Below are 12,759 nucleotides of genomic sequence, written 5' to 3' on the forward strand. Positions count from 1 at the left end.
CCCGGCATCAGGGCGATAACCCGGCGGGCCTCGGCCAGATAGGGCCGCATAAGCGGCGCGGCAAAGCCAAAACCCGCCATGGTTTGCCCCGTCGCCTCGGGCCAGAACTCCAGCAGGCGATTGCGCACAGACGCCTGCGCCGCACGGCCCAGTTTGCTGCGGTAATAAAAGTTCCTAAGATCCTGAACATCAAGATGCATTGCGGGAGCCTGCTGCTTGGGCCAATCTGGAGGCAGTGTAACAATTCAGTCTAACAATGCAGTTTAACAATACGGAGGCGAAAGACCATGCCCCTCGAAATCATCACCCTGCCCTGTCTCTCGGACAACTACGCCTATCTTCTGCATGATGCCAAGAGCGGTCGCACCGCTCTGGTTGACGCCCCCGAAGCCGCCGCAATCAAATCTGCCCTCAGCGACCGCGGCTGGAGCCTCGACGCCATCTTGCTGACCCATCACCACAACGACCACATCGACGGCGTGCAAGAGCTGCGCCGCACCTATGGCGCCAGCGTTTACGGCGCCAAAGCAGATGCCCACCGTCTGCCGCCGCTGGATCATGCTCTGAATGACGATGCCAGCTTTGATCTCTTTGGCGAAGAGGTCAAAGTCCTCGATGTCTCAGGGCATACGGTTGGCCACATCGCCTTTTATCTGCCCGAGAGCCAGGCGGTCTTTACCGCTGACAGCCTGATGGCCCTTGGCTGTGGCCGCCTGTTCGAGGGCTCTGCCGAAATGATGTGGCACAGCCTGCAGCGCCTGATGGCCCTGCCGCCCGAAACCATGGTGTATTCCGGCCATGAATACACCCAATCCAATGCCCGCTTTGCCATCACGGTTGAACCCGAAAATGCGGCTCTCGTAGAACGAGTCGCTGAAATCAATGCAAAGCGCAAATTAGGTGAAGCCACCGTTCCCTCCCTTTTGCGCGTCGAACTCGACACCAATCCGTTCCTGCGGGCCAACCGCGCCGACCTAAAAGCCGCTGTAGGCATGGAAGACGCTGAAAATGCAGAGGTATTTAGGGAGATACGCCTGCGAAAGGACCGTTTTTAGACCGAAACACCAGATATGGGGCCAAAGCAGACTGGTAACAATTTGACCGCGTTCACAACAATTGTGACCGAATTTTGCAATAAAGCCCTTGAAGCTGGCGTTCTATCAACCAAACTCTAACACTATGACGACATGGTTGATGCAGGGGCGCAATTGGTAAACAGGCCAGCCGCCCCGGCCAACCCAAGAACAGAGGAGCACGCCCGTGCCTTCATACTCGAGCACAATAGAACAAGCCATTCACGCCGCACTTGCGCTGGCGAATGAGCGCCGCCATGAGTTTGCCACGCTGGAACACCTGCTGCTGGCACTGATAGAAGAACCCGAAGCCGCCCGCGTGATGCGCGCCTGTAGCGTCGACCTTGGGCAGCTGCGCACCTCGCGGGTTGAATTTGTTGAGGAAGACCTCGCCAAGCTGGTGACAGACGTCGATGGCTCAGAAGCGGTGCCGACCGCCGCCTTCCAGCGCGTTATCCAGCGCGCCGCCATTCACGTTCAAAGCTCTGGGCGCACCGAGGTCACCGGCGCAAATGTACTGGTCGCCATTTTTGCCGAACGCGAAAGCGATGCCGCCTATTTCCTGCAGGATCAGGACATGACCCGGTATGATGCGGTGAACTTCATCGCACATGGTGTGGCCAAGGACCCCGCCTTTGGCGAATCCCGCCCGGTTACCGGCGCCCCCGAGGGCGAAGAAGAGGCCATGGGCTCTGCCGCCCCCGAAGGCGAAAAGAAAGAGAGCGCGCTGGACAAATACTGCGTCGATCTCAACGCCAAATCCCGCGAAGGCGATATCGACCCTCTGATCGGTCGCAGCCAGGAAGTCGAACGCTGCATTCAGGTGCTGTGCCGCCGTCGCAAGAACAACCCGCTGCTGGTTGGCGACCCTGGCGTTGGCAAAACCGCCATTGCCGAAGGTCTGGCCCGCAAGATTGTGCAGGGAGAAGTCCCCGAGGTTCTGGCCAATACCACCATCTTCTCGCTTGATATGGGCGCGCTGCTTGCAGGCACCCGCTATCGCGGCGACTTTGAAGAACGGCTCAAGGCGGTGGTCACCGAGTTGGAAGATCACCCGGACGGTGTCCTGTTCATCGACGAAATCCACACGGTGATTGGCGCCGGTGCGACCTCAGGTGGCGCTATGGATGCCTCTAACCTGCTGAAACCTGCCCTGCAGGGCGGTAAGCTGCGCACAATGGGCTCGACCACCTACAAAGAGTTCCGCCAGCATTTTGAAAAGGACCGCGCCCTTGCACGCCGGTTCCAGAAGATTGATGTCAATGAACCCAATGTGCAGGATTCCATCGAGATCCTGAAAGGGCTGAAGCCCTACTTTGAGGAACACCACAGCATCAAATTCACCGCCGAGGCGATCAAATCAGCGGTGGAACTGGCCGCGCGCTATATCAATGACCGCAAACTGTCCGACAAGGCCATCGACGTGATCGATGAGGCGGGCGCGGCCCAGCATCTGGTGCCGGAAAGCAAGCGTCGCAAGACCATCGGCGTCAAAGAGATCGAGGCCGTTGTGGCCAAAATCGCCCGCATTCCGCCCAAGAGCGTCACCAAAGACGATGCTGAGGTGCTGAAAGATCTGGAGAAGAGCCTGAAACGGGTGGGCTTTGGCCAGGACGATGCCATTGATGCGCTCTCCAGCGCCATCAAGCTGTCGCGCGCAGGTCTGCGTGAACCTGAAAAGCCCATTGGCAACTACCTCTTTGCCGGTCCAACTGGCGTCGGCAAAACCGAAGTCGCCAAACAGCTGGCCGATACCCTTGGTGTTGAGCTGCTGCGCTTTGACATGTCGGAATATATGGAGAAACACGCGGTTTCCCGTCTGATCGGTGCGCCTCCCGGCTATGTCGGCTTTGATCAGGGTGGTCTTTTGACCGATGGCGTTGATCAGCACCCGCATTGCGTTTTGCTGCTTGATGAGATCGAAAAGGCGCATCCGGATGTCTTTAACATCCTGCTGCAGGTGATGGACAATGGTCAGCTCACCGATCACAACGGCCGCGCGGTGAATTTCCGCAATGTCGTGCTGATCATGACCTCCAATGCCGGAGCTTCCGATACGGCCAAAGCGGCCATCGGCTTTGGCCGTGATCGCCGCGAGGGCGAAGACACCGCCGCCATCGAGCGTACCTTCACGCCCGAGTTCCGCAACCGTCTGGACGCAGTGATCTCCTTTGCACCGCTGCCAAAAGAGGTGATCCTGCAGGTCGTCGAGAAGTTTGTTCTGCAACTCGAAGCCCAGCTGATGGACCGGAATGTCTCGATTGAGCTGACCCGCAAGGCGGCTGAATGGCTGGCAGACCGGGGCTATGATGATCGCATGGGCGCGCGTCCTTTGGGCCGCGTCATTCAGGAGCACATCAAAAAGCCCCTCGCCGAAGAGCTTCTGTTTGGCAAGCTGGCTAAGGGTGGCCTGGTCAAGGTTGGGATCAAAGATGGCAAACTGGAGCTGCGCATTGAGGGCCCGACCAAGCCCCGGATCTCCGGAGACAAACCGCCGCTGCTGACTGCTGACTGAACATGCGGCAGTCACTCGGAGCGTTCTTTTTCTCGCTCGTCGCGGCACCTGCCGTGGCGAGCGACATAACCTTGCAATGGCCGATTGACTGCAGCCTTGGCGAGACCTGTCGCATCCAGCAATATGTCGACCATGACCCTGGCCCCGGCGCTGAAGACTATCGCTGTGAGCCGCTGAGCTATTCCGGCCACAAGGGCACTGATATCGCCCTGCCCTATCTGGCAGATATGCGACGCGGCGTTGCTGTGCGGGCAGCGGCTCCCGGTGTCGTCAAGGGCCTGCGGGACTCGATGCCCGATGCCTATGCGACAAAAGCCACTGCCGAAAACCTGAAGGGCCGCGAATGCGGCAACGGCGTTGTCGTAAGGCATGAAGACGGCTGGGAAACGCAGTATTGCCACATGAAGCGCGGCTCGGTCCGCGTCGAAAAAGGCCAAAAGGTACAGGCTGGTGAACAGCTTGGCGAGGTTGGCCTCTCGGGGAAAACCCAGTTCCCGCATCTGCATTTGTCGCTGCGCCACAAAGGCAAGGGGGTTGACCCCTTTGCACCGCAGGGCCACAACAACTGCAAGGCTGAGGCAGCAGAGCCAGGCCTGTGGGCCTCGCCGCCAGCCTATGAGGCCGGCGACTTTCTGGGGGCCGGGTTCAGCAGCTATGTTCCTAACTTCCAAGAGATAAAATCAGGCGATGTAAAGGTTGTCCGTCTGTCAGACACGGCGCCCGCGCTGGTCTTTTGGGCCTATGCCTTTGGCGGACAAAAGGCCGACCGTATTCGCCTGTCCATTTCTGGGCCATCTGGCTTTTTCTCGGTGCATGAAATCGCACTGGAACGCAATCAGGCGCAGTTTTTCCGCGCCTCCGGCAAAAGATTGCGCAACGAGGCATGGGTCCAGGGCACCTACGAGGGTGTGGCGGTCTTTATGCGTGGTGACGAAGAAGTCGACCGGATCAGCAGAATTATCAATGTCAGGGAATTTGCCCATTTGATGACAGGGGCCATTGGTAACAGGGCGGCTGCTAACACGGACGGCGAATGTGCCGCTACGCCTTGTCACATAGCGCGCTTGCGGCGAGACCGGACTGGACTGGACTGGGTGGGGCCAGCTGGGAGGGGCTGGCTGGAAGGGGCCGGTCGGGCAAAGAGCGGGCCCTGCTAAGCGCTCTGTGAACTTCAGCTCGATCCGACGGTTCTGTGCCCGCGCCTCGGGTGTGTCGGCCGGGTTCACCGGTTGGTATTCACCAAACCCATTGGCCGCAAGACGACCCGGCGGAATGCCCAGACCTTCGATCATAAAGCGCACCACCGAAAGCGCCCGCCCCTGGCTCAACTCCCAGTTATCGCTGTACTTTGGGCTGCCCAGCATAGCGGTGTTATCCGTATGACCATCGACCCGAATGATCCAGTTCAGCTCCGGAGGGATTTCTGCCGCCACGGTCTGCAAAATGCGCGCCACTTTGGCGATTTCCACCTCACCGGCGGCTGACAACGTCGCACTGCCCGGATCAAAAAGAACCTCAGAGGCAAAGACAAAGCGGTCTCCCGCAATCCGCACACCTTCCTGATTGCCCAGGACATTTCTCAGGCGGCCAAAGAACTCAGAGCGGTACCGTTCCAGATCTTCTGCCTTGGTCTCAAGGTCTTCAGCCCTGCTGGCCAGACGCTCCGCTTCAACCTCCAGCCTTTTGCGCTCGCCTTCTTCCAGAAGACGGCGACGGCGTTCTTCAGACGCGGCCCGTGCCAGGGCAGCATTGAGGTCCTGCCCAAGGTTCTGCAATTGCACATTCTGGGCCACATCCCGCTGCTGATAGTCGTCCAGAATGGCCTGCAATCCGCCCAGCTGCTCTCTGAGGGCGGCAACCTGCTGGTTCAGCAATGCTGTCTCGCGCTGCGCTTTTTCGGAAACGGATCGTTGTTCGGACAGCGCATCCTGCGCCTGGGCCAAGAGGTCCGCCCGCGCCTGCGCCAGATCGCGCTGCTCAGAGGCGCTGGTTTCTGCGTCGGACTGGGCATTAAGGGCTGCCAAAAGCCGTTGCTGCAACACCGCCTGCTCACTGGCCGCTGCCTGCGCATTCTCCAATGCATCCAAAGCCTGCAGCAGACGCGTCTCAATCAGGGCACGCTCTTGCGCCGTCGATGAGGCCGCGTTGCGGGCCAGCACCAGATCATTCTGCGCCTGCGATAGCTCGGTCTCAAGCCCGGCCATCACGGACGCCGCATCAGCCTGCAGCGCCGCAAGCTCAGATTCAAGCTGGCGGCGGCTGGCATCCGCCTCAGTGCGCAGCGTGGCCATCTGCTGCTGCAGCGTGGCCAGGGTTGCCGCGTGTTGGTTTTGCAGGTTTTCCAGTTCGGCCTGATACTGCGTTTCGCTCTCGACGTTTGTTGCCCGCTGTCGTGCGAGCTCAGCCTCAAGATCCGCCTTGCTCTGCGCGGCAGCCTCACGGGCACCTGCAAGATCTGCAGTCAGTTGTTCCCGTGTTGCGGTGCTGTCCTGCCGCAGACGGGTCAGTTCCGTTTCCAGCGCTGAGACCCGGCCTTCGGCGGCGGATTGCGTTACCTGCATCTGGGCCAAAATCCGCGTCAGGCGTTCTGCCAGCTCGTCCCGGTCCTGCGTCTGCGCCTTTGCAGCCTCAAGCGTCGTGGTCAAAGCCTTTTCCAGCTCAGTGCTCAGACGCTCCTGCGCCACCTCAGCCGCGGCCAAGAAGGGTCAGGGTATCCTCAGCCTCTTGGCCGCTGGCGCTCCAGAGACAGGGTCATGGCGGTCCGCTCAGCATCTGCGCTTTCCAGTCTGGCCCGCAGAGCCTCGGCGGCGGCGGCCTCAATCAGTCGGGATTCTTCTTGGGCGCTGAGCCTGCTGGACAGATCCGCCAACTCAGCCGCACGGCTGTCGCCCTCAGATTTCGGCGCGGCAATCAAAGCTTCAAGCGCCTCGCGTTTGGCGGCGGCAAGCCGGGCCTCTTCTGCGCCCGCATCAACTTCGCCCCGCGCCTGCGCCAGCGCGAGATTAAGCGCGTCCTGATCGCTCAGCAACGTGCTGCGCTCGGCCGTGAGCCGGTCGCGGTCCTGCGTCAGGCCGGCGATTTTTTCCATCGCCGCCTCGCGCCCCGCGACAAAAGCCGCGACCTGGGCCTCAAACGCGGTTATCTGGCTTTGCGCCTGCGCCAGGGCTGCAAGTTGCTGGTCACGCTCTACGGTCAGGCCGGAAATAACGGCGCGTTGGTGATCTATCGCGCTTTGCGCCTTCGCCAGATCACCCTGGGTGGTCGAGAGGGTTGAGCTGAGCGCGCCAAGACGCGCGTTGAGCCTACTGTTGTCGCGCTCTTCCAGACCCAAGGCGTCTGCCAAGGCCTGAATTTCGGAGGACAGATCGTCCAGCTCGGTTTCCTGACCGCTGATTGTTTCGCTTAGCACAAACTGCACCACCATAAAGATGGTGAGCAGGAACATCAGGACCAGCAGCAGGCCGGTCATGGCATCGACAAATCCCGGCCAGATCGAGTTTTGAAACCTATGACCGCTGCGCCGCGACAGGGCCATAGCCTATTCCTCGTCCTGCGGAAAACCGGGTTGGGCCGGGGTCTGCGCCTGCTCCGGGGGCTGGCGCATGCGCCCGCGTGGCACCGCAAAGGCCTTGACCATAAGGTCGATGTCCTTACGCAATTCAGCCAGGCTTTCCTGTCTGCCGGCAGAGATCTCTTCCAGAATGCGCAGCATTTGCACATCGATCGAGCGCAGCCGCATGCGGCTTTCAGCGTCCATTCCAACATCGCCCTGGGCGCGCATGATTTCAGTCAGGGCTTCCTGCCCCACCGCCACCCGGTCCAGAGCGCCTGAAATAGTCGAGGTCTGGTCCTGACGGGCATTCATATCGGTGATCGCATCGACCAGCCGCGACAGTTTGTTGTCGACTTCGGCGCGGCTTTGCGCGTTCTGGACGAACATCGCCTGCAGCGCGTCCATCTGTTCCGCCATCGTATCCAGAACTTCGGTCACGACACCAGCCTCACCGCTATCGCCCTCTTCACCTGACGAAAAACTGACCCGGGTGAACGACGACAGCCACTCCTCCAGCTCGCGGTAAAACCGGTTCTGACCATGGCCTGCGAACAGCTCCAACATCCCCACAATCAACGAGCCCGCCAGCCCGAGCAACGACGATGCAAAGGCGACGCCCATACCGCCAAGCTGTGCCTCAAGGCCGGTCATCAGGCGGTTGAACACCGCCAGGCTCTCTTCGCCCTCCTGCGGTGACAGACTGCGGATGGTATCAACAACTGCTGGAACCGTGGTGGCAAGGCCGTAAAACGTCCCCAAAAGTCCAAGGAAAATCAATAAGTTGCCGATGTATCGCGTGATCTCGCGCTCTTCGTCGATACGCTGTCCGACAGAGTCGAGAATGGAGCGCGTCGAAGAGGAGCCCAGCTGCATACGGGCGGCACGCGAGCGCAGCAAAGCGGCCAGCGGCGCCAAAAGTGACGGCGCCCCTCTCTCGCCGCGGCTGCCGCCAGAGGCAAAACTCTCGATCCAGCGCACCGAGCCGATCAGCTGAAACACCTGCCAAAAACAGGAGAGCACACCGATCACAAAGACAATAAAGATAAAGCCGTTGAGCCATGGATTGGCCTGAAACACCGGCAGCACCTTGGGCAGGGCCACAAAGACCCCAAAGCTGGCGAGGCCAAGGACAATCAGCATCAGGATGATCTGGCGAACCGGTTGTGAAAACTGCGGCCTGATCTTGCGGTCTGGTTGGGCCATATTCGGATGCGTCCTGATACGTTTTTGCTGAGTTACCAAAGGAGCTTAAAGGCAAAGATGGTAAAGCACAAGGCTTTATGCCGTTATTTGCCGTACCCGTGCCATCAACCTCTCCAGTTCCGCATCTCCAAGGCCGATCTCGGCCAGATGTTCGGCAGTATTATAAAGATATTCCGTATTAGGGCCGCGCCCGCCCACCGCTGTGGCGATAATCTGGGCCTGCTTTTCCAGCGCCATGCCACCGCAATACTGTTCGTGGTGCGGGTCAATCACATAGGTGACGGCTGTGACCTGTTCGCCCGAGTGCAGCTCAATCGCAAGATCGCGCTCAAGATAGGCCGAAGAGATCAATTCGCGCGCGCGCAAATAGGCCACCGTCTGCTGCTCTTCACCCTGGGCGACCGCCAGTGCAAGCCCCTGACAGCGGGAGCCAGTGATTTCGTCCAGCGCCAGCACCAGTCCCGGCGCCGCCTCGGTGCCGCGATGATGAATGGAGGACATGCAGAAAGAGCGTGCAAAGCCCTGCAATGTCGCAACTTCACTGCGTGCAACCGGAAAACCCGGATTCCACAGCAACGATCCATATCCGAAAACCCACATTGTCATGATCTATGGCCCTTTTTACTCGGGGCCTATAAACAGCAAAAATCAATCAAGAAAAAGAGGATCTTTGCAGAATGCGACTGCGGAAATGGCTCAGCCTCGGAGCTGCGGTCTGGACGCTCTATTGGGCTGTCGCGGCCTGGGGAGGCTGGAAAGCTGGTTTGCGCATCAGCATCGCCTGGGCTGGCAGGTCTCCTATGGGCCCCTGAGCACCGGTGGTTTCCCTTTGCGACATGTGACAGGCATCGCCCAGCCCGTGCTGGCGGACCCCATGACCGGCGCGGCCTGGAGCGCCGACTGGATTGCCTTTGACAGCCCGGCCCTGTTGCCCGGCGCGCAGACCCTGCGCTTTCCCACAACCGAGCAGCGGTTTTCCGTCTTTGACCGCACCCATACATTGCGCGCCCAACATATGCAGGCCGCCTTGCAACTGGCACCGGGGCTGGCGCGCAGTTGAGCAGCGCCGCCCGCAGCCGCGCAACATTGATCTGGAGGTGGCCGAGGCCAGCTGGGGCGGTATGCGGTTTAAGGCCACCGGCCAGCTGCAGGTTGATGCGCAGGGGCGCCTTACCGGCGCGTTGGCGTTAAGGGCCGAAAACTGGCGGGAAATACTGGATCTCGCGGAACGGGGCAGCCTGTTGCCCCCCAGCAGCCGCGCGGTGGTGGAACGCCTGCTGTCTCTTTTTGCCAGTGGCAGCGGTGGCGGCAGCGGTGGCGGCGTGGGCAGCGGTGGGGGCGAAAAGCTCAATACAACCCATGCGCTTGCACCAGGGGCAGATGTGGATCGGGCCTTTGCCCGTCGGGACGGCTCCAAAACGGGTGTTGTGCTAGCGAGACCTTATGTCTGGCCAGATATGATGTCTAACCAGAGATAACAGCCGACACCTCAAAAGCCCGCAAACCGAATGCCGCCAAACCTGCGATAATACTATCGACAGTACGATCCGCCGCGATGACGCGCCACGTCGAGATGGAAATGATCGCGGTGATGGCGGTCCGCCTCCGGGCCAAGAACGGTGCCAAAGGGGCCGCACGCCGCTTTCCAGATCTTGGCCAGCCGTTTACGGGTGTCTCGTGCCTTCCAGCCTTCGAGCACCGTCACCAGCGTGCCATCTTCCAGTTTAAACCCAGAGATATCGATGGCTTTGCCACGCCCGTGTTCGGAAATTTTGGCGCCGGGGCGATTGTTGCGGGTGCGGCAGGCATAATGCGCTGCAACCCGCAGACTGACGACACGGTTGCGGCGGCCAAAGGCCTTTTCGACATCCTTAGAGACCCAGCGCTTCAATGCCTTTGCCGTCTCGCAGGTCATCACCGATTCCCGGCTGAGAGTCACACCGGCGATGGATTTCACCCGCACCGCATTTTTGGCACCGCAGCCCGGCAGCTTTGCCACCACTGATCCAACCGTTGAGCCCTGAATATCGATATCGCCACAAACCGACCCCTTACGCAGACGTCGCCGCTTGAACAGCGCCTGCTCGACAATTGTGTCGGGCCGCACAGCCGGGCGCAGCGAGAGTTGCATCACATCTGCTAGGACATCCGCAGGCAGCATCGCGGCGGCCAGAATCTGCGCCGAGACAGGCCGAGTTTCTGGGCGCAGGCTGGGGCGTAGCGACACATCAGGTGCTGTGGCCTGCAAGGGCGCGGCGGTAGCAGCCAGGGCCAGAACCACTGCAGCCAACCTGAGACAAGGCGCGCAGGTCATGGTTTTTTCACCCGGCCAAAATCCGGCGCGTCAGTATCCTGACCGGCCTCGATGATGCCACGGCGAATGGCCCGCGTGCGGGTGAAATAATCATGCAGATGCTCGCCATCACCGGTGCGGATCGCCCGTTGCAGGGCAAAAAGCTCTTCTGTGAACCGCCCAAGGATCTCAAGCGTTGCCTCTTTGTTGGTCAGGAAGACATCGCGCCACATGGTCGGATCCGACGCTGCGATCCGGGTAAAGTCGCGAAACCCCGCCGCCGAGTATTTGATCACCTCGCTATCGGTCACCCGGCGCAGATCATCGGCGACCCCGACCATGGTATAGGCAATCAGATGCGGCGCATGGCTTGTCACCGCCAGCACCAGATCATGGTGCTCGGCGTCCATTTCCTCGACATAGGCGCCCATGCCCTCCCAGAGCGCGCGCAGCTGCGCTACGGCTGCAGGGTCGCTGCCCTCAACCGGCACAAGCAGGCTCCAGCGGTTGTCAAAGAGCTCGGCAAAGCCCGCCTCAGGACCCGAGTGTTCGGTGCCAGCCAGCGGGTGCGCCGGGACAAAATGCACGCCTTCAGGGATATGTGGTGATACCGCCTCGATCACATGTGCCTTGACCGATCCCACATCAGAGACCGTCGCTCCGGGTTTCAGCGCCGGGGCGATCTCGGCATCACCGGCCCCATGGCGCCAATTGGCACACAGAGCACCACCAGATCGGCGCCTTTGACCGCCTCAACAGCGCTGTCACAGACGCGGTCACACAACCCGATGCGCCGGGCGGTATCGCGGGTTGCCTCACTGCGGGCATAGCCGGTCACTTCGCCCGCCAGCCCGGCGCGCTTCATCGCCCAGAACATGGACGACGCGATCAGGCCGAGACCGATCAGGGCAACGCGATTGTAGACAATTGTGCTCATGCTGTACCCTGCTCTGATTTGAAACCCGCGATGGCCGCAACCAGCTTTCGACAGGCGGCCTCATCGCCAATTGTGATGCGCAGCGCGCAGGGCAGCCTGTAGCCCGCCACCCGGCGCACGATCAGTCCCTGCGCCTGCAGGTAGGTATCGCAGGCCTCAGCCTCGGCCTGATCCGCAAACCGCGCCAGGATGAAATTGGTACAGGAGGTATCCGAGGCAATGCCGAGTTCGGCCAGGGCCTGCGACAGCCAGCTGCGCCATTTGGCGTTCTCGGCGCGGCTCCGGTCGATATAGGCACGATCCCGCACCGCGGCCTCGGCCCCGGCCAGCGCTGTGGACGAGACGTTGAAAGGCCCCCGCACGCGGTTCAGCACGTCAATAATGGCAGCCGGGCCATAGCCCCAACCGACACGTGCGCCGCCAAGCCCGTAGATTTTGGAGAAGGTGCGGGTCATGAAAACATTGTCGCGCTCAGCCATCAGCGCAGCGCCTGCATCAAAGCCCTCGACATATTCCGCATAGGCGCCATCCAGCACCAAAAGCGCGCCACCGGGTAGGCCATCAGCCAGACGCGCCACCTCGGCGGCGGAAATCATTGTGCCGGTGGGGTTGTTGGGGTTGGCGATAAAGACCAATTTGGTCCGCGCGGTGCAGCCTGCCAGCAGGGCATCCACATCGGTGACCCGTTCGCGCTCCTTGACCTCCACCGGCGTCGCACCCGCTGCCAAAGCGCTGATGCGATACATGGCAAAGCCGTGTTCGGTATAAAGCACCTCGTCGCCGGGACCTGCGTAACACTGGCACAAAAAGGCAATGATCTCGTCGCTGCCTGCGCCACAAATGATCTGGTCGGGGTTCAGCCCCTCGACTGATCCGATCGCCTGACGCAACGCCAAATGATCGGAGCTGGGATGGCGATGCATAGTCGCCGCCGCCTCTTGCATGGCTGTGATCGCGAGTGGGCTGGGCCCCAGTGGGTTTTCATTGGAGGAAAGTTTAATTGTATTGCTCACCCCCGCCACATGGGCCGCGCCGCCCTGATAGAGAGCGATATCCATAATACCTGGCTGCGGCGTGATCTGGGTCATTCTTCGGGCTCCTTGGTTCCCCTTGGTAATAGCGAGCCAGAACCCAATGGGAAAGCAACAAGATTACCAACGCGCCAAGGACAGCCCGCCCAATCAG

General features: G+C 60.6%; 9 protein-coding genes and 3 pseudogenes. 5 read left to right on the forward strand and 7 right to left on the reverse strand.

The features are described from left to right. Positions 1–200 (reverse strand): annotated as a pseudogene (locus tag B4968_RS14895) (hypothetical protein); the annotation flags it as partial. 87 nt (positions 201–287) lie between these two features. Here B4968_RS14895 and gloB point away from each other — a divergent pair. The 3 genes from gloB (at position 288) to B4968_RS26395 (ending at position 4,745) form a co-directional block, all read left to right on the forward strand. Beyond that, positions 288–1,055: a hydroxyacylglutathione hydrolase gene (gene gloB / locus B4968_RS14900; protein WP_083100235.1), complete on the forward strand. Its 768-nt coding sequence runs from the start codon at positions 288–290 to the stop codon at positions 1,053–1,055. Positions 1,056–1,260: 205 nt separating this feature from the next. Next, positions 1,261–3,588 (forward strand): ATP-dependent Clp protease ATP-binding subunit ClpA, encoded by a 2,328-nt coding sequence (gene clpA / locus B4968_RS14905; RefSeq protein WP_083100237.1) that lies wholly within the window; start codon positions 1,261–1,263, stop codon positions 3,586–3,588. 227 nt (positions 3,589–3,815) lie between these two features. Beyond that, on the forward strand, positions 3,816–4,745 hold the full coding sequence (locus B4968_RS26395) for a M23 family metallopeptidase (protein ID WP_241525778.1): 930 nt from the start codon (positions 3,816–3,818) through the stop codon (positions 4,743–4,745). On the opposite strand, the pseudogene B4968_RS26400 reads toward B4968_RS26395, so the two are convergent. The 3 genes and pseudogenes from B4968_RS26400 to B4968_RS14925 all read right to left on the reverse strand — a co-directional run. Then, positions 4,746–7,123: pseudogene (locus B4968_RS26400) on the reverse strand (peptidoglycan -binding protein); the annotation flags it as partial. 3 nt (positions 7,124–7,126) lie between these two features. Further along, the gene (locus tag B4968_RS14920) at positions 7,127–8,344 is read right to left on the reverse strand and encodes a biopolymer transporter ExbB (protein ID WP_083100241.1); all 1,218 of its coding nucleotides are present in this window, start codon (positions 8,342–8,344) and stop codon (positions 7,127–7,129) included. Positions 8,345–8,419: 75 nt separating this feature from the next. Beyond that, on the reverse strand, positions 8,420–8,950 hold the full coding sequence (locus B4968_RS14925) for a gamma-glutamylcyclotransferase (RefSeq protein ID WP_083100243.1): 531 nt from the start codon (positions 8,948–8,950) through the stop codon (positions 8,420–8,422). An 85-nt stretch (positions 8,951–9,035) separates the two neighbouring features. Between B4968_RS14925 and B4968_RS24600 the strand changes: the two genes are divergently transcribed. Next, complete coding sequence (locus tag B4968_RS24600) at positions 9,036–9,404, forward strand: DUF2125 domain-containing protein (RefSeq protein WP_241525769.1); 369 nt, start codon at positions 9,036–9,038, stop codon at positions 9,402–9,404. A gap of 37 nt (positions 9,405–9,441) precedes the next feature. Further along, positions 9,442–9,822 carry a DUF2125 domain-containing protein gene (locus B4968_RS24605; protein ID WP_241525770.1) on the forward strand — a complete coding sequence of 127 codons (381 nt, stop codon included), beginning with the start codon at positions 9,442–9,444 and terminating at the stop codon, positions 9,820–9,822. Between the two features lie 53 nt (positions 9,823–9,875). Here the strand turns inward: B4968_RS24605 and B4968_RS14935 are convergent, their stop codons facing one another. The 3 genes and pseudogenes from B4968_RS14935 to hisC all read right to left on the reverse strand — a co-directional run bounded on the left by B4968_RS14935 (position 9,876) and on the right by hisC (position 12,662). Then, positions 9,876–10,658, reverse strand: a complete 783-nt coding sequence (locus B4968_RS14935; RefSeq protein ID WP_083100245.1) for an extensin-like domain-containing protein — start codon at positions 10,656–10,658, stop codon at positions 9,876–9,878. Continuing rightward, positions 10,655–11,574: pseudogene (locus B4968_RS14940) on the reverse strand (prephenate/arogenate dehydrogenase family protein). The gene B4968_RS14935 and the pseudogene B4968_RS14940 overlap by 4 nt, the downstream one beginning before the upstream one ends. Then, the gene (gene hisC / locus B4968_RS14945) at positions 11,571–12,662 is read right to left on the reverse strand and encodes a histidinol-phosphate transaminase (protein WP_083100247.1); all 1,092 of its coding nucleotides are present in this window, start codon (positions 12,660–12,662) and stop codon (positions 11,571–11,573) included. The pseudogene B4968_RS14940 and the gene hisC overlap by 4 nt, the downstream one beginning before the upstream one ends. Positions 12,663–12,759 lie beyond the last annotated feature (97 nt).

Origin of the sequence: Pseudophaeobacter leonis, from assembly GCF_002087335.1 — a bacterium.
Classification (GTDB): Bacteria; Pseudomonadota; Alphaproteobacteria; order Rhodobacterales; family Rhodobacteraceae; genus Pseudophaeobacter; species Pseudophaeobacter leonis.

What these genes read in the sequence shown, in the direction of transcription:
- gloB (WP_083100235.1), top strand. Translation starts at nt 288, where the DNA reads ATGCCCCTCGAAATCATCACCCTGCCCTGTCTCTCGGACAACTACGCC.
- hisC (WP_083100247.1), bottom strand. Translation starts at nt 12,662, where the DNA reads ATGACCCAGATCACGCCGCAGCCAGGTATTATGGATATCGCTCTCTAT.
- B4968_RS14920 (WP_083100241.1), bottom strand. Translation starts at nt 8,344, where the DNA reads ATGGCCCAACCAGACCGCAAGATCAGGCCGCAGTTTTCACAACCGGTT.
- B4968_RS26395 (WP_241525778.1), top strand. Translation starts at nt 3,816, where the DNA reads ATGCGACGCGGCGTTGCTGTGCGGGCAGCGGCTCCCGGTGTCGTCAAG.
- B4968_RS14935 (WP_083100245.1), bottom strand. Translation starts at nt 10,658, where the DNA reads ATGACCTGCGCGCCTTGTCTCAGGTTGGCTGCAGTGGTTCTGGCCCTG.
- B4968_RS14925 (WP_083100243.1), bottom strand. Translation starts at nt 8,950, where the DNA reads ATGACAATGTGGGTTTTCGGATATGGATCGTTGCTGTGGAATCCGGGT.
- B4968_RS24600 (WP_241525769.1), top strand. Translation starts at nt 9,036, where the DNA reads ATGGCTCAGCCTCGGAGCTGCGGTCTGGACGCTCTATTGGGCTGTCGC.